The sequence below is a fragment of the Delftia sp. RIT313 genome, assembly GCF_000632165.1.
Lineage (GTDB): Bacteria > Pseudomonadota > Gammaproteobacteria > Burkholderiales > Burkholderiaceae_C > Comamonas > Comamonas acidovorans.
On record NZ_JFYT01000068.1, the window covers coordinates 98,246 to 116,744 of the forward strand.

The 18,499-nt window shown below is 67.6% G+C and carries 16 protein-coding genes; 9 read left to right on the forward strand and 7 right to left on the reverse strand.

What is annotated here, in order from left to right:
• The first annotated feature begins 28 nt into the window (after nt 1-28).
• Entirely contained in the window at nt 29-943 is a 915-nt protein-coding gene (gene glxR / locus BW39_RS20860) for a 2-hydroxy-3-oxopropionate reductase (protein ID WP_043824000.1), read from the forward strand.
• 96 nt (nt 944-1,039) lie between these two features.
• On the opposite strand, the gene ggt is transcribed toward glxR, so the two are convergent.
• Entirely contained in the window at nt 1,040-2,860 is a 1,821-nt protein-coding gene (gene ggt, locus BW39_RS20865) for a gamma-glutamyltransferase (RefSeq protein ID WP_043824003.1), read from the reverse strand.
• A gap of 339 nt (nt 2,861-3,199) precedes the next feature.
• Between ggt and uraH the strand changes: the two genes are divergently transcribed.
• Entirely contained in the window at nt 3,200-3,550 is a 351-nt protein-coding gene (uraH, locus tag BW39_RS20870; protein ID WP_012204044.1) for a hydroxyisourate hydrolase, read from the forward strand.
• Between the two features lie 110 nt (nt 3,551-3,660).
• Here the strand turns inward: uraH and BW39_RS20875 are convergent, their stop codons facing one another.
• Nucleotides 3,661-4,050: a DoxX family protein gene (locus BW39_RS20875; protein ID WP_034391114.1), complete on the reverse strand. Its 390-nt coding sequence runs from the start codon at nt 4,048-4,050 to the stop codon at nt 3,661-3,663.
• Between the two features lie 318 nt (nt 4,051-4,368).
• On the opposite strand from BW39_RS20875, the gene BW39_RS20880 reads away from it, so the two are divergent.
• Entirely contained in the window at nt 4,369-4,953 is a 585-nt protein-coding gene (locus BW39_RS20880; protein ID WP_013803704.1) for a BPSL1445 family SYLF domain-containing lipoprotein, read from the forward strand.
• 65 nt (nt 4,954-5,018) lie between these two features.
• Here the strand turns inward: BW39_RS20880 and BW39_RS20885 are convergent, their stop codons facing one another.
• Nucleotides 5,019-5,348: an Arc family DNA-binding protein gene (locus BW39_RS20885; RefSeq protein WP_012204047.1), complete on the reverse strand. Its 330-nt coding sequence runs from the start codon at nt 5,346-5,348 to the stop codon at nt 5,019-5,021.
• Between the two features lie 93 nt (nt 5,349-5,441).
• On the opposite strand from BW39_RS20885, the gene BW39_RS20890 reads away from it, so the two are divergent.
• Nucleotides 5,442-5,831: a hypothetical protein gene (locus BW39_RS20890; RefSeq protein WP_043824006.1), complete on the forward strand. Its 390-nt coding sequence runs from the start codon at nt 5,442-5,444 to the stop codon at nt 5,829-5,831.
• A gap of 13 nt (nt 5,832-5,844) precedes the next feature.
• On the opposite strand, the gene BW39_RS20895 is transcribed toward BW39_RS20890, so the two are convergent.
• The gene (locus BW39_RS20895; RefSeq protein WP_043824009.1) at nt 5,845-6,333 is read right to left on the reverse strand and encodes a hypothetical protein; all 489 of its coding nucleotides are present in this window, start codon (nt 6,331-6,333) and stop codon (nt 5,845-5,847) included.
• 130 nt (nt 6,334-6,463) lie between these two features.
• Here BW39_RS20895 and xdhC point away from each other — a divergent pair, with 130 nt between their 5' ends.
• Nucleotides 6,464-7,348, forward strand: coding sequence for a xanthine dehydrogenase accessory protein XdhC (gene xdhC, locus BW39_RS20900; protein WP_034391120.1), 885 nt, complete (start codon nt 6,464-6,466; stop codon nt 7,346-7,348).
• A 186-nt stretch (nt 7,349-7,534) separates the two neighbouring features.
• Entirely contained in the window at nt 7,535-8,866 is a 1,332-nt protein-coding gene (locus BW39_RS20905; RefSeq protein ID WP_043824011.1) for a urate hydroxylase PuuD, read from the forward strand.
• A gap of 111 nt (nt 8,867-8,977) precedes the next feature.
• On the opposite strand, the gene BW39_RS20910 is transcribed toward BW39_RS20905, so the two are convergent.
• Nucleotides 8,978-10,861, reverse strand: coding sequence for an EAL domain-containing protein (locus BW39_RS20910; RefSeq protein WP_043824012.1), 1,884 nt, complete (start codon nt 10,859-10,861; stop codon nt 8,978-8,980).
• A gap of 140 nt (nt 10,862-11,001) precedes the next feature.
• Here BW39_RS20910 and BW39_RS20915 point away from each other — a divergent pair, with 140 nt between their 5' ends.
• Both BW39_RS20915 and BW39_RS20920 read left to right on the forward strand, forming a co-directional pair.
• Nucleotides 11,002-11,637: a Crp/Fnr family transcriptional regulator gene (locus BW39_RS20915; protein ID WP_013803698.1), complete on the forward strand. Its 636-nt coding sequence runs from the start codon at nt 11,002-11,004 to the stop codon at nt 11,635-11,637.
• 120 nt (nt 11,638-11,757) lie between these two features.
• Nucleotides 11,758-14,040 (forward strand): sensor domain-containing diguanylate cyclase, encoded by a 2,283-nt coding sequence (locus BW39_RS20920; RefSeq protein ID WP_043824014.1) that lies wholly within the window; start codon nt 11,758-11,760, stop codon nt 14,038-14,040.
• A 16-nt stretch (nt 14,041-14,056) separates the two neighbouring features.
• Here the strand turns inward: BW39_RS20920 and BW39_RS20925 are convergent, their stop codons facing one another.
• Together BW39_RS20925 and BW39_RS20930 are read right to left on the reverse strand one after the other, a co-directional pair.
• The gene (locus tag BW39_RS20925) at nt 14,057-14,749 is read right to left on the reverse strand and encodes a Crp/Fnr family transcriptional regulator (protein ID WP_043824016.1); all 693 of its coding nucleotides are present in this window, start codon (nt 14,747-14,749) and stop codon (nt 14,057-14,059) included.
• 114 nt (nt 14,750-14,863) lie between these two features.
• A complete protein-coding gene (locus BW39_RS20930; protein ID WP_043824017.1) occupies nt 14,864-17,188 on the reverse strand; it encodes a DUF6351 family protein in 2,325 nt (774 codons plus the stop codon).
• A gap of 276 nt (nt 17,189-17,464) precedes the next feature.
• On the opposite strand from BW39_RS20930, the gene BW39_RS20935 reads away from it, so the two are divergent.
• On the forward strand, nt 17,465-18,397 hold the full coding sequence (locus BW39_RS20935; RefSeq protein ID WP_012204057.1) for a LysR family transcriptional regulator: 933 nt from the start codon (nt 17,465-17,467) through the stop codon (nt 18,395-18,397).
• Nucleotides 18,398-18,499 lie beyond the last annotated feature (102 nt).

The following is an 18,499-nucleotide window of genomic DNA, read 5'->3' on the forward strand; positions in this document are numbered from 1 at the left end:
TTTTCAAAAACGACAAGGAGTACACAGCATGAATGCATCCTCTCTCAAGCTTGGTTTCGTGGGCCTGGGCATCATGGGCGCGCCCATGGCGGGCCACCTGCTCACGGCAGGCCACCAGCTGTTCGTGAACACCCTGGGCAAGATCCCCGCGCAGATCGCCGAAAGCAGCGCCACCCAGTGCACCACCGCGCGCGGCGTGGCCGAGCGTGCCGACATCATCTTCCTGATGCTGCCCGACACGCCCGATGTCGAGAAGGTGCTGTTCGGCGAGGACGGCGTGGCCGCCGGCCTCAAGGGCAGCAGCGGCAAGGTGGTGGTGGACATGAGCTCCATCTCTCCCGTGGCCACCAAGGACTTCGCTCGCCGCATCGAGGCCATCGGCGCCCAGTACCTGGATGCGCCGGTCTCCGGCGGCGAGGTGGGCGCCAAGAACGCCACCCTGTCCATCATGGTCGGCGGCCCCGAGGACGTGTTCGCGCGCGTCAAGCCGCTGTTCGAGCGCATGGGCAAGAACATCACCCTGGTGGGCGGCAACGGCGACGGCCAGACCGCCAAGGTGGCCAACCAGATCATCGTGGCGCTGAACATCGAGGCCGTGGCCGAGGCCCTGCTGTTCGCGTCGCGCGCCGGTGCCGACCCGGCCCGCGTGCGCGAGGCGCTGCTGGGCGGCTTTGCCTCGTCCAAGATCCTGGAAGTGCATGCCGAGCGCATGATCAAGCGCACGTTCGACCCGGGCTTCCGCATCTCGCTGCACCAGAAGGACCTGAACCTGGCCCTGAGCAGCGCGCGCCAGCTCGGTGTGTCCCTGCCCAACACGGCCCAGGCCCAGGAGCTGTTCAACAGCTGCGTGGCCCACGGCGGCGCGAACTGGGATCACTCGGGCATGGTGCGTGCGCTGGAGATCCAGGCCAACTTCGAAGTGGGCCAGAAGGTCCAGGACTGATGGCCGGCCTTTGAGACAACGATTGGTGGGAGGGCGGCCTTGCGCCGCCCTGTTGTGAAAAGCCGCGCTCGGCAACGGGCGCGGCTTTTTCTTGCTTCAATAGCCCAGTGTCTGCCCGTCGGGGTTGCGCGGGTCGGAGGCGCCGTAGAGCATGCCGTCGCGCAGCTCGATGGTCTGCGTGCGGCCCATCGACGCCTTCACGGCAACGTTGTGGCCGCGCGACTTGAGCAGGGCCACGGTGTCGGGGCTGATGCCCTTTTCCACGCGCAGCTCATCGGGCGTCCACTGGTGGTGAAAGCGCGGCGTGGCGGCGGCCTCGGCCGGGTTCATGCCGAAGTCGATGGTGTTGACCACGGTCTGCAGCACGGTGGTGATGATGCGTGCGCCGCCGGGGCTGCCGGTGACCAGAACGGGCTTGCCGCCCTTGAGCACCATGGTCGGCGTCATCGACGACAGAGGGCGCTTGCCTGCGGCCACCGCATTGGCATCGCCGCCGACCAGGCCGTAGGCGTTGGCCACGCCGGGCTTGGCCGAGAAATCGTCCATCTCGTTGTTGAGCAGGATGCCCGTGCCCTTGGCCACGATGCCGCTGCCGAAGTTGGTGTTCAGCGTATAGGTCACGGCCACGGCGTTGCCCGCCTTGTCCACCACCGAGTAGTGCGTGGTCTGGTCGCTCTCGTAGGGCTGGGGCTTGCCGGGCCGGATGTCCTTGCCGGCGCGCGCCTGGTAGGGGTCGATGCCGGCGGCCAGTGCCTCGGCATAGCGCTTGGAGGTCAGGCCCTTGAGCGGCACGGTCACGAAGTCGGGATCACCCAGGTATTCGGCACGGTCGGCATAGGCCAGCTTCATGCTTTCCGCCATGTAGTGGATGCTCTGCGCGCTGTTGACGCCCCACTGGTTCATGGGCCAGCGTTCCATCATGTTGAGGATCTGGATCAGGTGGGCGCCGCCGGAGGACGGAGGCGGCATGGTCACGATCTCGTAGCCGCGGTAGGTGCCGCGCAGCGGCTCGCGCTCGGCGACCTTGTAGCTCTTGAGGTCCTGCAGCGAGAGGGCGCCTGCATGCGGCGCCATCTCGGCCGCGATCTTGCGGGCGATGGAGCCTTCGTAGAACACCTTGGAGCCCTGCTGGCCGATCAGGCGCAGCGACTGCGCCAGGTCCTTTTGCACCAGGCGGTCGCCGCGCTTGAGGGGCTCGCCGTTGCGCCAGAAGATGGCCTGGGTGGCGGGCCACTGGCCCATGTTCTTCTTTTCCTGCTCCAGGATCTTGGCCAGGGTCTCGCTGACCGTAAAGCCCTTGTCGGCCAGCTTTGCGGCCGGCGCAATCACCGTGGACAAGGGCAGCGATCCCCATTTCTTCAATGCATGCTCCATGCCGGCCACGGTGCCGGGCACGCCCACGGCGTAGTGGGTGTAGAGCGATTTGCCGTCGATGACCTTGCCATCCGCACCCACGTACATGTCGCGCGTGGCCTTGGAGGGCGCGACCTCGCGGAAGTCCAGCGCAATGTTCTTGCCGCTCTTGGCGTCATGCACCACCATGAAGCCGCCGCCGCCGATGTTGCCTGCGTTGGGCAGGGCCACGGCCAGCGCAAAGCCCATGGCCACGGCGGCGTCCACCGCATTGCCGCCGGACTTCAGGATCTGCAGGCCGATGCGCGAGGCCAGCTCCTGCTCGCTGGCCACCATGCCGCTCCTGCCCACGACGGGATGGAACACATCCATGTCGAAGTCATAGGCGGCGCTGGCGGCCTGGGCCGCGCTGCTCTGCGTGATGGGCGCCGCTGCCGGGGTAGGCGCTGCGGCCACGGGTGCTGGCGCCGCCGAAGCCGCGGGCGGCTGCGTGCTGCTGCAGGCGGCCAGGCTGGCAATGGCCAGCGCCAGGCTGGTTGCAAGCAAGGGGGAGCGAAGTTGCATCGGTATCTCCTTGGCAGATGAAACAGTGGAACAGTGGAAAAAGAGCGCGCGTCCTGTGCCGCCCTGTGTGCGCTGGCCGGATGGTCCTGCGGCCGGGGCGGCGGCGGACCACAGTGTAGAAGCATGGCGTCGGCAGCCTTCCCGCGCGCCGGCCCGGGCGCCGAAAGTGCGGGTATCTGCCTAGGCGTCGGCCGTGCAACGCCCTTCAAGGGCGTACAAAAACTGTATACACTTTGAGAATGCAGGGCAGGGCCGCGAGTGCTGTCGCGCGCCGCGCTCCGTGCATTGACCAACCAATGACAACCGGGCGGGCCAGCTCCCGCCGCACAGGAGATTTCCATGGGCCTGAGCACCCACGTCCTCGACACCATGAATGGCTGCCCCGCAGCCGGCATGGCTGTCGCGCTGTATTCCACCGATGGCGACCAGGCCACGCTGATCAAGAGCCTGGTGCTCAACCACGACGGCCGCACCGATGCGCCGCTGTTCGACAACAACAGCCTCAGGACCGGCACCTACCGCCTGACCTTCGACGTGGCGGCCTACTTCAAGGCCCGTGGCGTGCAACTGCCCGAGCCCAACTTCCTCAACAAGGTGAGCCTGGACTTCGGCGTGGCCCATGCCGACCAGCATTACCATGTGCCCCTGCTGGTCAGCCCCTGGAGCTATTCCACGTACCGGGGCTCCTGAGCCCTGGACTGCAGGCGCAGGCTGTCGGGGGATGGCCTGGAGTGAAACCTGAAATGACGAACGGCCCGCATTGCGGGCCGTTGCTTTTGCTGCTTGAGCAAGAGGGCGGGCTACTTGCCCTTGGCGTGCCCCATGGCCACGACCAGGGCCGTGATGAAGAAGAAGGCCTGCAGCTCCAGCGCCCAGCCTCCCGAGCTGTGCAGCTGCATCACCTGGCCCGTGTGCACCAGCGCAAAGGCCACGACCATGTTGATCGCAATCACCAGCGCCGCAGGCACCACCCACAGGCCGACCAGCAGCAGCAGCGGCGCCACCACCTCACCCAGATAGACCGCATAGGCCAGCCAGCCCGGTGCGCCCGTGGACTCCACCATGCGCTCGATGCTGCCTATGCCGTAGCGCAGCTTGGCCCAGCCGTGAAAAAGCAACAGGACCGCGAGCGTGACGCGCAGCAGCACCATGGCTGCCTGGGGATGGTGAAAGTGGCTCCAGAACTTCATGAACTCCCTCGGTGTGGATAGGCCCGGTGGGCCGGGTGTTGCTGTGCGTGCATTCTGGCATCAGCGCGCTTTCGGTGTCGGCTGTGGCGGCCCGGCACGGGATTTTCAGACATTTCCTGCGGGCCTGTAGTCCTATGGCGCAACTTGTGACATGTCTCATCACAAGTACCGCAAAGCCGCCTAGCATCATCCCCAGCCTGTCTCGGAAACGGTTTGCGAGCACTGGAAGGGGTGCCCGGGACCGTGAGGCAAGGTGATCAATCCAATGAACCGATGGGGTCTCCCCAAAACGTCCAATCAAGAAAGGCAGGTTTTCCCATGCGTCAGTTTTCTTTGCGTACCGTCGTGATGGCCACTGCACTGGCGGCCGGCAGCATTGCCATGGTCGGCTGCACCACCACCAAGCCGGAAACCCAGTCCGCGCCGCGCGCTGATGCCACCACCGTCAATGCGCGAGCCAACGCCGCGCTGGAGCGGCTGTACCAGACGGCGCCAGGCTCCAAGGAAATGGTGGCCCGCTCCAAGGGCGTGCTGATCTTCCCCTCGGTGATCGGCGGCAGCTTCGTCATCGGTGTCGAGCATGGCCGCGGCGTGCTGCGCGTCGGCGGCCAGAACAAGGGCTACTACAGCACGACCGGCGCCTCGGTGGGCTGGCAGGCCGGTGGCCAGTCCAAGGCTGTGATCTATGTGTTCAACACCCAGGAAGCGCTGGACAAGTTCCTGGCCAGCGAGGGCTGGTCCGTGGGCGCCGATGCCACGGTTGCCGCAGGCAAGGTGGGCGCCAATGGCAGCGTGGACACCACGACCGCCCAGGGCCCCGTGACCAGCTATGTGCTGACCAATGCGGGCCTGGAAGCCGGCGTGTCGCTGCAGGGCTCGAAGATCACCAAGGTGGTCGAGTGATCCCGGCCCTGAGGGGCCTTTGAACGAAACCGGCCTGCGGGCCGGTTTTTCTTTGTGCGATCGTCTCAGTCGGCGCCAGCGGCGCCGTCTTCATTGGCGCTGCCCGGCGCAGCGGGCGGGAGCACGGCCTGCTCTATGCGTTCGAGGCGCTTTTCGATGCGCTCCACGGCTTCGGCGCTCATCTTGATGTCGTAGATGCTCACGGGCTCCTCGCATTCCAGCGCAGGGTCCGTCGCGGCCGACAGGCGGCCGAGCAGAGGGGCCTCGAACGTGGTCTGCAGCCGGGCCACGACTTCGGCGTTCATGGAACGGCCGGTGCGCTTGGCTGCCTCCTCGACGAGGTCCTTGAGTTCCTGCGGCAGGCGCAGCTTGTACTGAGGATCGGTCTGTTTCATCGCCGGCAATCATGGACCGGAAAGGTATTGACTGCAAGGGACCTGAAAGGTATTGTTGCTGCGGGACCAGCACGGTCCCGCGCAAGGGGAGCCATGAAGACAGTCAACCCATCGGGCCGCAGCCACCGAAGATACTCACCACAGCACCAGGAGGTGCTGGCGGTCGATGCGCTGTGCCACATGGGCGCGGCCCTGGGCGTGCTGGAGCTGCATGCAGAGCGCGCCGGCTCGGCCATGGTGTGTGCCGCGCGTGATTTGCTGCGCGGCTACCACGCCAGCGCTGACCAGGCGGTGGCCAGCCTGCAGGCCGGCGACCGTGCGGCAGGCGTGCTGCCGCAGATGTCGCAGGACCTGGGCTATGCCATCGAGGTCATCGACCGCGTGAACGACGATGCCCCGGAGGACCTGGTGCTGTATGCCGTGACCTGCCTGCTCAGAAGCGCCAGGAGCTTTGCCGACGGCCAGCCGCGTGAATCTGCCTGAACCGTGCTGAAGCTCAGAGCTGGCCTTCGGTCAGCGTGTCGAGCTGGAAGCGGCCGGACTTGTCCCAGAGCCAGGTATCGGTATAGGTGATGCGGGCGGCGCCGGCCGGGGCGGGGAAGGGCGCGGCGGCGCGCACCAGGCGCTCGATCTCGTTCACCACTTCGGGGGCATGGCTGGGCGCGCGCATCCAGTGCAGGCGCTGGACCTGGCCGTTGCGGTCGATCTGCACCTGCAGCACGCCGATCGCGTAGAGCATGGGCGGCAGCTGGCCCTTGTAGATGCGCTCGGCATTGCGCGCGTACAGATGGTTGGCCGCCACCTTGCGGTACTGCAGCTGTGCGCTGGAGGTGGCCTCGTCGGGGCGCGGGCCGGGGCCGGGTGGCGACTTGCAGGCCGTGACCAGGGAGGCAATGGCGGCCATCAGTCCCGCCCACAGCCAGGGACGGCCGGAACGTGGCTTTTGCACGGAACTGTGCTGAGAGGAATCGGGGGAATCGGGCATGATTGCGAGCGTATCCTGAAACGCTGCGGCACCGGCAGTCGGAGCGCAAAACTCAAGTGCCGCAGCGGAAAATCCCGCAACAAATTCCAACGAAGCCCGCAGGCGCCACGACGGGCTGTCAGGTGCGCCCATGTGGAGTGACACGTTCAAGAAAGTCGAGCAGGGCCTTGCGCAGGGGCCGCTGTGCTGGGTCGAGGTGATGGAGTCGCGCGGCTCGGTGCCGCGCGAGCGTGGCGCCTGGATGGCCGTGTTTGCCGACCGCGTGGCCGGCACCATTGGCGGCGGGCACCTGGAGTTCGACGCCATCGACCGCGCGCGCAGCCTGCTGCGCGACGCTGCGCTTCAGGCCGGATTGCCCGGACAGCCTGGGCAGGCCGGTCCCGCCCTTGCCGAGCACCAGCACCGCTATCCGCTGGGACCCAGCCTGGGCCAGTGCTGCGGCGGCGTGGTGATGCTGAGGTTCGTGCTGGTTCCCCAGGGCCGCATGGACATGCTGCGCGAGCGGCTGCAGCCGCCGCGCGACTGCGTGGCCCTGTTCGGTGCAGGCCACGTCGGCCATGCGCTGGTGCGCCTGCTGTGCAATCTTCCCTACCGCGTGATGTGGGTGGACAGCCGCGATTCGGTCTTCCCCGAGGAGGAGCACGAGCTCGTGCAGTGTGAATACTCCGATCCCGTGCAGTCCGCCGTGGCCGACCTGCCCACCGGCTCCCAGGTGCTGATCATGAGCTTCAGCCATGCCGAGGACCTGGAGGTGGTCGCCCAATGCCTGAGCCGCCAGCGCCAGCACGGCGACCTGCCCTATGTGGGCCTGATCGGCAGCGCCACCAAATGGGCCACCTTCCGGCGCAGGCTGCGCGAGCGCGGCTTCAGCGATGCGGAGCTGGACCATGTGACCTGCCCCATCGGCGTGCCCGGCATCAAGGGCAAGGAGCCTGAGGTGATCGCGGTGGCCGTGGCGGCGCAGCTGCTGCAGCGGCGCAGCGCCGCGCCCGCGCAGAATCAGGGAAATCTCTAGTGAATTGATGTCGCGCAAGACGGCTGGCTGTCGAAAAATTGCATACACTTTGTGTCTACGAAATGGTCGCAGCGGTGCACCGGCGGTATATCTACCGGGTGCGCGGCCTTTTTCTTCTGCTCAGAGCGCCCGCAGTGGTGAGCAGGTTGAACACCGGCGGCCCCCACGCTGCCAAGGTTGAGAGCTATGGAAAGCTACATTCTCGACTGGGCCAACCTGCTGTTGCGGTGGCTCCACGTCATTACGGCCATCGCCTGGGTCGGTTCCTCCTTCTATTTCGTCTTCCTCGACAGCAGCCTGACGCCGCCTGTCGATGACGACCTCAAGAAGCAGGGCGTCAGCGGCGAACTCTGGGCCGTGCACGGCGGTGGGTTCTACCACCCCGTCAAGTTCAATGTCTCCCCGCCCAAGCTGCCGGACCACCTGCACTGGTTCTACTGGGAAAGCTACACCACCTGGCTCAGCGGTTTTGCGCTGCTGACGGTGTCGTATCTGTGGAACGCCAAGATCTACCTCGTCAATCCGGCCGATCCCAATGCCATGGGCTCGGCTGCGGCCATTGCCTCGGCCCTGGCCTTCCTGGTCGTTTTCTGGCTGCTGTACGACGGCATCTGCCGCGTCTTCGGCCAGAAGAAGAACGGCGACGCCACGGTGGGCGCCATGGTGCTGGTGCTGGTGTGCATTGCGGCCTTCCTGGCCTGCCACATCTTCCCGGGCCAGGCCGCCTTCCTGCTGATGGGCGCCATGCTGGCGACCTCGATGAGCGCCAACGTGTTCTTCTGGATCATCCCCGGCCAGCGCACGGTGGTGAAGGCCCTGAAGGAAGGGCAGCCCGTGGACCCCATCCACGGCAAGCGCGGCAAGCAGCGCAGCGTGCACAACACGTACTTCACGCTGCCGGTGCTGTTCGCCATGCTGTCCAACCACTATGGCTGGCTGTACAGCCATGAGCTGAACTGGCTGGTGCTGATCCTGATGATGTTCGCGGGCGCTGCCATCCGCCAGTTCTTCGTGATGCGCCACGGCTTCAAGCTGGGCCGCAATGCCCATCCCTGGCCCTACGCCTTGGTCGGCGTGCTGGTGCTGATCGGCACGGCCGTCTGGCTCAAGCCTGCACCGGCGCCTGCCGCCGCCCCTGTGTCTGCGCCTGCCGCAGCCCCCGCACCGGCTCCCGCCGCCGTGCAGGCGCCTGCTGGTGCCGAGCCCGCTGCGACGGCGGCGCCCGGTGCCGAAGCTGCTGCACCCGTTGCGGCCGCTGCTCCCGCCGCCGACGGCGCCGTGGGCTACGCCCAGATGGCGCCCTTCTTCCAGCAGCATTGCGTGGTCTGCCACGGTGCCGCCCTGCAGCAAAAGAATGTGCGCCTGGACTCGCCCGAGCAGGTCAAGGCCCACGCCCAGCAGATCTACCAGCAGGTGGTGCAACTGCGCAAGATGCCCTTTGGCAATCCGGGTGCCCTGAACGATGACGAGCGCAGCATGGTCAAGCGCTGGTACGAGTCTGGTGCATCGGTGAATTGATCGCTGGGCCGCGCCCAGACGCTGTCGGCGTTTGCTGTCAGCGTTCGGCGGCCAGCCACCAGCCACCAGCCACCAGCCCGCAGCCTCGCAAGAGCCTGCGGGCTTTCTGTTTCAGGCAGGCCAGGCTGCTGCGGTGCCGTGCAGGGCCGGGCGCCGCGCTTCATCGCGCGGCGTGTGCAGCGCGATGGCGCCGCGCCCCGGCAGGCTTTGTGCCTTGGCCTGCTGCTTGGCCAGGGCCGCCAGGTTGGCGATGTCCTCGGGTGCCAGCACGCTGCCCGGCGCGACGCGCACCACGCCGATGGACAGCGTGGTGCAGGCAAAGAATCGCCGGATGCCGTGGCGGTCCTCGGCCCAGATGCCTCCGGCCTCGCGCGCCTGGTCGTCGAACAGCTGGCGCGCCTCGCTGGTGAAGGCGCCCACAATGCCTTCGCAGCGCCGCTGCCAGTCCTCGCTTTGCAGCAACAGCATGAAGTCGTCCCCGCCCACATGGCCCACGAAGTCGCGCCGCGCATCGCAGTGCGCCACGGCCAGCCGCGCCACCAGGCGGATCATCTGGTCGCCGCGCCAGTAGCCGTAGTGGTCGTTGAAGGGCTTGAAGTGGTTGAGGTCGGCGTAGCAGGCCACGAAGCCGGCGCCGCTGTCCAGCAGTCGCTGCATGTGCAGGCTGATGGGGATGTTGCCGGGCAGGAAGGTCAGCGGGTTGGCGTGGCGCGCGGCCTCGATGCGGGCCTCGGTCACGCGGCGCACCAGCTGCTCGCCCGTGCCCAGGCCCACATAGCGGCCGTTGTCGGTGACGATGAAGCCGTCGCTCAGGTAGCGCTGGTCCTGCGAGGTCAGGATGCCCACGAGCTGGTCCACATCGCAATCGAGCTCCACGATGCGCGGCTGCACGTTGGCAAAGGCCAGGCAGGGCTTGCGCCCGTGCACTTCGCGGAAGTACAGCGTGGCGTAGTGGTTCATGAACTGCTGGCGGTTGATGAGCGCCAGCGGCCGGCCGGCCTCCACGACGGCAATGGCATGCAGCTGCTGGCCGGCCTTGAACAGCTCGGCCACCTCGTCGTTGCTGGCCGTGGGCACCACGCAGGGCGCCTGCATCACCATCAGATTGCGCAGCACCCCCGGGCGCGCGCTGTGTCCCTGGTGGGGCAGCACGGCCACGCGCGGGTCCTGGGCCACGCTGCGCGCCTGCGTGCTGATCTGGGGCTGGGCGGTTTCGGCAGGGCGGCCCAGCAGCCAGCCCTGGCCATACGGAATGCCCAGGTCGCGCAGGGTGCGCAGCTCGTCCTCGGTCTCTATGCCTTCTGCGATCAGCGTGGTGCCGAAGACCTCGGCAATGCCCTTGATGGCCTGCAGCAGCTGCAGCGTGGCCGGGCGCTGCTCGATCTGGTGGATGAAGTATTTGTCGATTTTGACGAAGTCGGGCTTGGCCTCGGACCACAGGCGCAGGCTGGAGCGGCCGTCGCCAAAGTCATCGAGCGCCAGGCGCGCGCCCGTGGCATGCACGGCCTTCACGGCGGCGCAGACGGCGGGCATGTCGGTCACATGGTCGTGTTCGGTGATCTCCACCACCAGGGAGCGGGCCTGCACGCCGAAGCTGCGCACCGTGTCCCCGACCATGCCGGGGCCGCAGACCCCCACGGCCTGCACCAGCGCCTGGGCGCTGAGGTTGACGAACAGCCGGCCCGGCGCACTCTGCCGGCCCCAGTCCTGCAGCGCCACGCAGACCGCCAGCAGCTCGAATTCCCGAAGAATGCCCTCGGCCGCCGCGCCCTTGAGCAGGGCATCGGGCGTGTGCAGCGGCGTTCCATGGGGGCCGCGGATCAGCGCCTCATGCGCGTAGATGCTGCCGCTGCGCAAGTCGGCCAGCGGCTGGAAGACGCAGTACAGGCCGCCCGCGCGCATGAGCTGCGCCACGGGGCCTGCGCCGGACCGCACGGCGGCGGAGAGCACGGCCGCGGCAGCGGGCAGGCTGGCGAGCATCTGGGGATCGATCATGGGCTCAACTTTTCAGTTGGATACATTACGTTTCACTGGTGACATTCTTGTGACAAGTATGCCGCCTGCGGACCGGTGTGCTGGCGGTGGATTGACATGGCTCAAAACGCGGCGGGAGCAAAGCCGGCAAAGTTGCATGCATGTTCGCCCTGTCTTCCTTGCAAGCTTTCGCCTTCGCGCCGGGTTCCGCCCAGGTGTTGGCCGCGGGTACCTGGCTCAGGCTGCGTCGGCAGTCGCCGGATACGGTGATGTATCTGGAGCGCGGTCGCGTGCTCCTGGGCATAGGCCAGGGTGGGCAGATGCGCCACCAGCTCGGTGTCGTGGAGGGGCCTGCCTGGCTGGATGCCGCCTTTGTGCTGCAGCGGCGCGGCAGCAGCCTGGACATGCTGGCCGACAGCGATGTCCGCGTGCAGCAACTTCCCCAGGCCGACTTCCTGAAGGCCGTCTCGCAGCTGCCTTCGCCCGCCCAGCAACTGCTGCAGGACATGGCCCAGGCCTACTGCGCGCAGACCGAGCTGGCGGTGAGCCGCCTGTCCAAGGACGCCGAGGCGCGCTGCGCCCAGTGGCTGCTGCGCCATGCCATGCCGCACGAAGCTGGTGGCCTGCGCGTGACGCTGCACCTGCGCAAGCGGCTGATCGCCGCCCAGCTCGGCATTGCGCCCGAGACCTTCTCGCGCGTGCTGCGCCAGTTGCGTGAGCACGGGCTCATCGCGGGCCGGGGCAATGTCATCGATCTGCCCAAGCCGGCGGCCCTCGAAGTGCTCGCAGTAGGCTGATTCCCACGCCGCTGACGGGTGCCGGCCTGCAAGCGCCGGGCCTTGCGGGGCGGGGTATCCACTGGTTCGCGGGTTCCACCCAGTGGGACGGCTTTCGGGCCTGCATATATTGATGGCGTCATGTCACTGGACGCCCGCCGATCTCCCTTTTTCCAGGCACTGCTGGCATCCCAGGATGCTCCGCAGCTGCCGGATTCACCCTCGCGGCCGCGCGCGGCCACAGGCTGGGGCGCCATGCGCTGCACGGTGCTGGCGCTGGCCGCTGCGGCCGTGCTGCTGGCGGGCCTTGGCAGTGCCTGGTGGGTCTCGCACAACATGCGCCAGCAGACACTGGAGCGCGCCATGGCCCGGCAGGCCGACGAGGTCGATACCGTGGCGCGCATGCTGGCCGCGCGGCTGGAGCAGCAGCAGCGCCTGCTGTGGGTGCTGGCCCAGGGCATTGCCGACCAGGGCAGCGACCCGAGCCGGCTGATGGGCGAGATGCTGCGCGGAGACGCATCCGTGCGGCTGTTCGACACCCTGCAACTGGCCGACGCGCGTGGCCAGTTGCAGCTCAGCCTGCGCGGCGGCCGTTCCGAGCCCCTGGTCGATCTGGACGAAGGCGTGCGCGACGTGATGCGGCGCAGCCTGGCCGATGGCCGGCCCGTGGTCTCCACCATGGTGCGCAAGGGGGCTGATCCCGGAATGATGGAGTTGCTGTACGCCGTGCCGCTGCGCACTGGCAACGGCACGGTCAGCGGCGTGCTGTCGGCCGGCGTGCGCATGTCCGCCCAGGCACTGCTGCCGCCCAGCATCGATCCCTCGCGCTCCGGCGGGCGCCTGCTGGTCATGCAGCGCGACGGGCAGATCCTGGCCCACTCCGACCCCTCGCGCTGGTCGGCGCGCGCCGAGGCCGAGCCCGGCCTGGGCGCGGACTGGCTGCAGGACCCCGCGGCCGGCGCAGTGCAGGTGGGCCCCGACACCCAGCGGCGCGCGGGCTACCTGGTGACGACGGCAGGCATGCCGCTGCCGCAGTGGCTGGTGGTCAGGATCACCCCCGAGGAAGCCATCGCGCCCAGCCTGGCGCCGCGCGTGCTGTGGTGGCTGCTGGCCGCCGTGGCCGGTGTCGCTGGCCTGCTGGTCCTGCTTCTGATCCTGGTCACCGAACCCATGGCGGCCCTGCACCGCACTGCACGCCAATGGCTGGCGAGCCAGGGCAGGCTGATGGCCGAGGAGCCCGATCCCGCGCCCGAACCCGAGCCGGGCCATGCCGAGGAAGGCGGCTGGCGCATGCCCTGGACCCATGCCTGGGGCGAAGCCTCCACGCTGTGGCAGGCCCTGCATCGCCTGGGGCAGATGGGGCAGGAGCAGGCGCACGAGGTCGGCCGGTTGCAACTGCAGCTGCAGACGCTGATGGACTACGCGCCCGTGGGCCTGGTGGTCACGCGGTCGGCGCATCTGGAGCTGGTGGGCCTGCAGGCCGCGCGCATGCTCGGCTACCCGCCGCGCGAGCTGCAGGGGCAGGCGATACGCCAGCTGTGCGCCTCCGACGCGGCGCACATCCAATTGCTGGAGCGCGTGCGCAAGGACCTGGACATGTACGGCCAGTTCGACAGCGAGCAGTGCTTTGTCCGCAAGGACGGCCGCCCCATCTGGGTGCGCCTGCACGGCCAGAGCTTGCAGCGCCTGCAGCGCGGCCTGGAGCCGCGCGCCGTGGTGCCGGCAGACCCCACCCTGGTCTGGGTGGTCGAGGACGTGACCATGCAGCGACTGGTGCGCGAGCAGCCGGGCTGGAAGGCCATGCACGATCCGCTGACCCTGCTGCCCAACCGCGAGGCCTTTGCCATGCGCCTGCATGAATGGCTGCAGGAATGCAGTGCCGCCCAGCGCCTGCCGGCCGAGGCGCTGCAGCAGGGTGAATCCGCCTTGCAGCAGAGCGACAACACCGCCGTCGCCACGATCGAGGAGGCGCAAGAGGCGGAGGAAGAGGCGGCGGAGGAGACCGTCGGCCTGCAGCAGCATGGCGTGATCCTGTTCCTGGACCTGGACCACTTCGCCCACGTCAACCAGCAGGGCGGCCATGCGGCGGGCGACGAGGTGCTGTGCCACATGGCCCGGCTGATCGACAGCGTGGTCCGGCCGCTGGGCTGGGTGGCGCGCCTGGGCGGTGATGAATTCGCCGTGCTGCTGGCGGGCACCTCGGCGGAGCAGGGCATGCTGCTGGCGCAAAGCCTGTGCATGGCCGTGCAGGACTGGGAAGGCGCGCACGAGGGCCAGCGCTACCTGATGGGCGCCAGCGTCGGCATGGTGGTGCTCGATGCCCGCCAGCACACGGTCAGCAGCGCGCTGCGCTCGGCCGACATGGCCTGCTATGCGGCCAAGCGCAAGGGCCGCAACCGCGTCGAGGTGCTGGAGGCCGCCTGAGCGCCGGGGCCGTGCCTCACTCGAAGGATTCGCTGAAGCGCCGCAGTCCTTCGGGATCGATCAGGGTCAATGCGCCATAGGAGACGCGGACGGCTCCGATGTCCTCCAGCTCCCCCAGGGTGCGATTGACGATCTGGCGCGACACGCCGGCCAGGCTGGCCAACTCCTCCTGCGACATGCCCAGGTGCCGGTTGCCGGTGTCCGGATACAGCCTCGAATCGGTCAGCTCCGAGATGCAGTGCGCCACATGGCGGCTGGAATGGTGCAGCCGTGCATGCTCGCAGCGGCCGATGAACTGGCCCAGGCGCGCATTGAGCTGGTCCAGCAGGAAGCGGTTGAAGCCGAGGCTGCGCTCCAGCAGCCAGTGAAAGGTGCTGGCCGGCATCAGTGCCACCAGCGTATCCTCGATCGCCGTCGCGTCGAACGGCCAGCATTCGTGCTTGAGCAGTGTGCCCTCGCCGAACCAGCAACCCGGGGTAAAGGTGGCCAGCGTGGTGCTGCGCCCGGTAGGCGACAGCGCATGGATCTTGACCGCTCCCTGGACGACGCCGGCCCAGTGGCCGGCCCGGTGCGTCTTGTGGCAAAGCGGGGTGCCGGCCGGTATGTGCCGCAACAGCACCTCCCGCCGCAACCTGAGCAGGTGGGCCCTGCTCAGGTGGGGCGCAAAGGGCGCGGACTTGAGGACGGCGTTGATCGTGGGCGGCTGCATGGTGCTTGATGCAAATCTTCAATGAAAGTCTGCTGCTTCATTGCATGAATTGGCACGCTGCAAACCCTGATCACCGGCCCCCGGACCCCTGCGGGACTTCGCGCAGGGCGCAACTCAATCGTTGCGCGAGACCGGCGCAGGCCCGGCCTTGGTGCCCGCCGGGCCGGCACTGAAATCGGTCAGGAAGGCCGCCTCCCGGCTCTGGCCCGTTCCGGCCTGGCTCCAGTCGCACACTCCCGCCGCAAACACTGCGGCAAGGCGCTTTTGCTGGGCCGGGCTGAAGGTGATGCCGGCGTACTCCGGGCTGGAGAACGAAAGGGGCTTGAGCTGGCACTGGTAGATGTCCTCCGCGAGCGGACCTCCGGCCACCTGGCGTGGCGACAGGGTCGGCTTGAGGGGACAGGCTGGGTCGTCCAGGGCCAGGACTTTGTCCAGATCCGAAGGGGCGGCTCCCGTTGCGGCGATGCATCCATCCCTGACATCCGAAGGCCTGTTGCGCACCACTTTCTGTGCCAGCGCAGCGCCGGTGGTGTCGCGCTCCACGGCGGTCAGCCAGCGGTCCATCATGACAAAGGCCTCGCGTCGCATGGCCGGGGCGATCAGCAGCGGGACCATACCCTTGCTGGCGCGGATCACATGGTTGTCATGGTGGCCGTTGGCGGCATCCAGCCGTGCGCGTTGCTGCAGGCTGCGCCAGGTCATGTGGATGTCGCTGCCGCCCTCGGGCCGCAGGTCAATGATGGCCACCTGGGACAGGTTCCTGCCGTTGCTGGTGAGGCCACTGCTGTAGAGCCTGGGCAGCAGGCTGGCCACTGCGCGCTCGCGGGCTGCCGGCCGGGACGCAGTGCCGCCGGTCCAGTCCATGTCGTTGGTGTAGCTGCCGATGCCTTCGTTGAGCTGCACGAAAGCCTCCGCGTCGATGGCGCCCGACTGCAGTGCCTTGAGTCCGTACTGCAGGCCCGTGTTGTCATACGGCAGCTGCGGCTTGGTGTGGCCGTCGGTGTCCTTGAACGTCCCGAACACCGGGACCAGCATGTCGTGGATCGAGCAGCGCACGCCCTGGCCGCGTGTGCGCGGGTCGTAGACGATGGAGGCGGGAAAGCCCACGCCGCAGTTGTCGGGCAGCCGGGGGTTCTGGGGGGCGATGAAGCTCCCTACCCATTTGTCGCAGTAGCTGGCCGGATGGCCATTGATGGCGGCCTTCGCGGTGTCGCTCAGTGCCTGTCCTGCGGCGGTCCTGTAGTAGCTGGACAGCAGGCCGCAGTCGCGTGTTTCCATCCAGGTGGATACCGCATCGGGATAGCTCAGCCCCATCTGTATGCCCTGCAGCAGACCCGGCATGGCGGAGGCGATCACTGTCTGCATCATGGAGCCACCCGAGTCGCCGTCGCCCATGGTGTAGCGCACTTCGCCGTAGTTCTCGATCAGATGCTCCTTGATGCGCATCATGTTCTCGGCGGCCAGCAACTCGTTGTTGTTGTGCAGGTGGTTGGTCAGCATGGCTTTCACGACCATGTGGCCTGCCGCGAGCGCGTTGGGGTCGAAAGGCAGGCTGCCGCTGAACTGGTCGAGGAGGTTGACCGCCGACTCCTGGAAGCGATTGCCGGAAGCGGCTGCGCCGAATCGCCACAGCACTTTGCCGTTCCATCCCTTTTGCGGCTCCCAGGGCGTCCAGGCCTGCGCGGGGTCATGGTAGGCCAGGATCTGGAAGGTGCCGCGGCCCATGACGCCAGTTTCCATGCGCAGCAGGTGCTTGACCGTATCTCCGCGGTCGTTGGTGAAGTCGGCGATCTCGCTGTCGGCCGGGCGCTGCGATGGGTCGTAGGCCACATGGCAGGGCGTGGCGCCTGCCGGACCCATCGTGCAGGCGCTGCCTTGCCTGGCCTTGGGCATGTAGTAGTAGGTGTACTGGGTCCTGGTATTGCACTGGACATCCACCGGATCGGTATCCAGACCGCTGACGCGCGTGGTGACGGTCGCCGAAAGTGCCGTGCCCGGCACGGAAACGGTGGCTTGCGCGCCATTGCGCGTGGCGCAGATCCACGGCGCGGTCTGCGGCCCGGCGAAGATGGGATCGCCCCGGCCATGGTTGGTGATGTCCAGCCGTGCCCTCGCGCTGCCGGCCGCCGTGGCGGTGAGGGTGTTGGCGCCCACCTTCAATCCCTCGACCCGGCCCAGAATCCGGCCATTGGCGCGCTGGGCGAACCGGGCGGTGACATCCGTGCCATTGAGCGCCACCTTCAGCGCACCGGGCGGGCTGCCCTTGGGCAGCACAATTTCAATATAGGCATTGCCGTCGCTGATCATGTCGGCCCGGTTGGACAGGCTGCGTATCTCGATGACACCCAGGTCTGAGTCACCGCTGCCGCCGCAGGCGGTCAGCACACTGGCGAGCGTGGCTGCGGCCACCATGCCCGAAAAAGGGGTTGGCTGTTTCATCGTCTTGTCTCCTGCAATCCACTTCCTTTTGAAGCGATTTCATTGAATCACGCTAACAGTCTGCAAGTCTGTATAGGTTTGGACAATGGTTTGCCGGCGACTGGCTCGCATATTGCATGTGCTGCGTGCACAAGTGTTTAACCGCCCCTGCCCAGGGCATTCTTGGTGCTTGTATCTAGCTGGCGGGGGTCATGGCTGGGTTACGCTGCGGGCTCCCCATGACCTGCGGCGCGTCCCCGGCGCGACCGCTCTTTTTTTCGCTGATTGCTTCGCTACATGCGCGACCAGGCCCTGTTCGACAAGATTGATCTGCACCTGATACGGGTGCTGCACACGGTGCTGACCGAGCGCAGCGTCTCGCGTGCCGCATTGCGCCTGGGCATGCACCAGCCGGCGGTGTCCGCTGCGCTCAAGCGCCTGCGCGACCTGGCCGGCGATTCGCTGCTGGTGCGCTCGGGCGCGCACATGCAGCCCACCGAGGCCGGGCTGCGCATGGTGCAGCCGGCCGCCGACATCCTGCGCGCGGCCGAGGGCCTGTTCAGCGATGCGCGCCATTTCGATCCCCGCACCTCCACGCGCACCTTCCGCATCGCTGCCAGCGACTACCTGGACCCGCTGTTCCTGCCGCGCCTAGTGGCCCATCTCAAGACCGAGGCGCCCGGCTGCCCCGTGGACATCCTGGCGCTCAACGGCGACGCGCACTACGAGGTGCAGCTGGCCCAGGGTGATGTGGACGTGGTGATCGGCAACTGGCCCGAGCCGCCGCAGGGCCTGCACATGGCCAGCCTGTTCGAGGACGAGGTGGTCTGCCTGGTCAGCCCCCAGCACCCGGCCGTGCGCCGCGGCTGGGACGTGGCCCAGTGGCTGGAGGCCGAGCACATCGCGCCCACGCCCACCTACCCGGGCGCGCGCGGCGTGATCGACGACCAGCTGTCCCGCATGGGCCTGCAGCGCCAGGTGGCGGCGCGCTGCGCGCATTTCAGCCTGATCCCCGACATCGTGGCCACCAGCTTGCTGGTGCTGACCACGGGGCGGCTGTTCTGCGAGCGCTTCAGCCAGCGCCTGCCCCTGGTGATCCTGCCCTGCCCGGTGGAGTTTGCGCCGCTGGTGTACTACCAGCTGTGGCACGCCCGCACGCACATGGGCGCCTCCACGCGCTGGCTGCGCGACGCCGTGCGGCATGTGGCCCTGATGTCCCGTGCCCGCTAGGCGATGGCGGCAGGAACCGCCTTTTTGGTGAACAAAGTGGTGGTCGATATGAGGGCCGCCGAGGCGGTTTCAAGGACTTGTGTTCCAGTTTGTTGCAGAAAT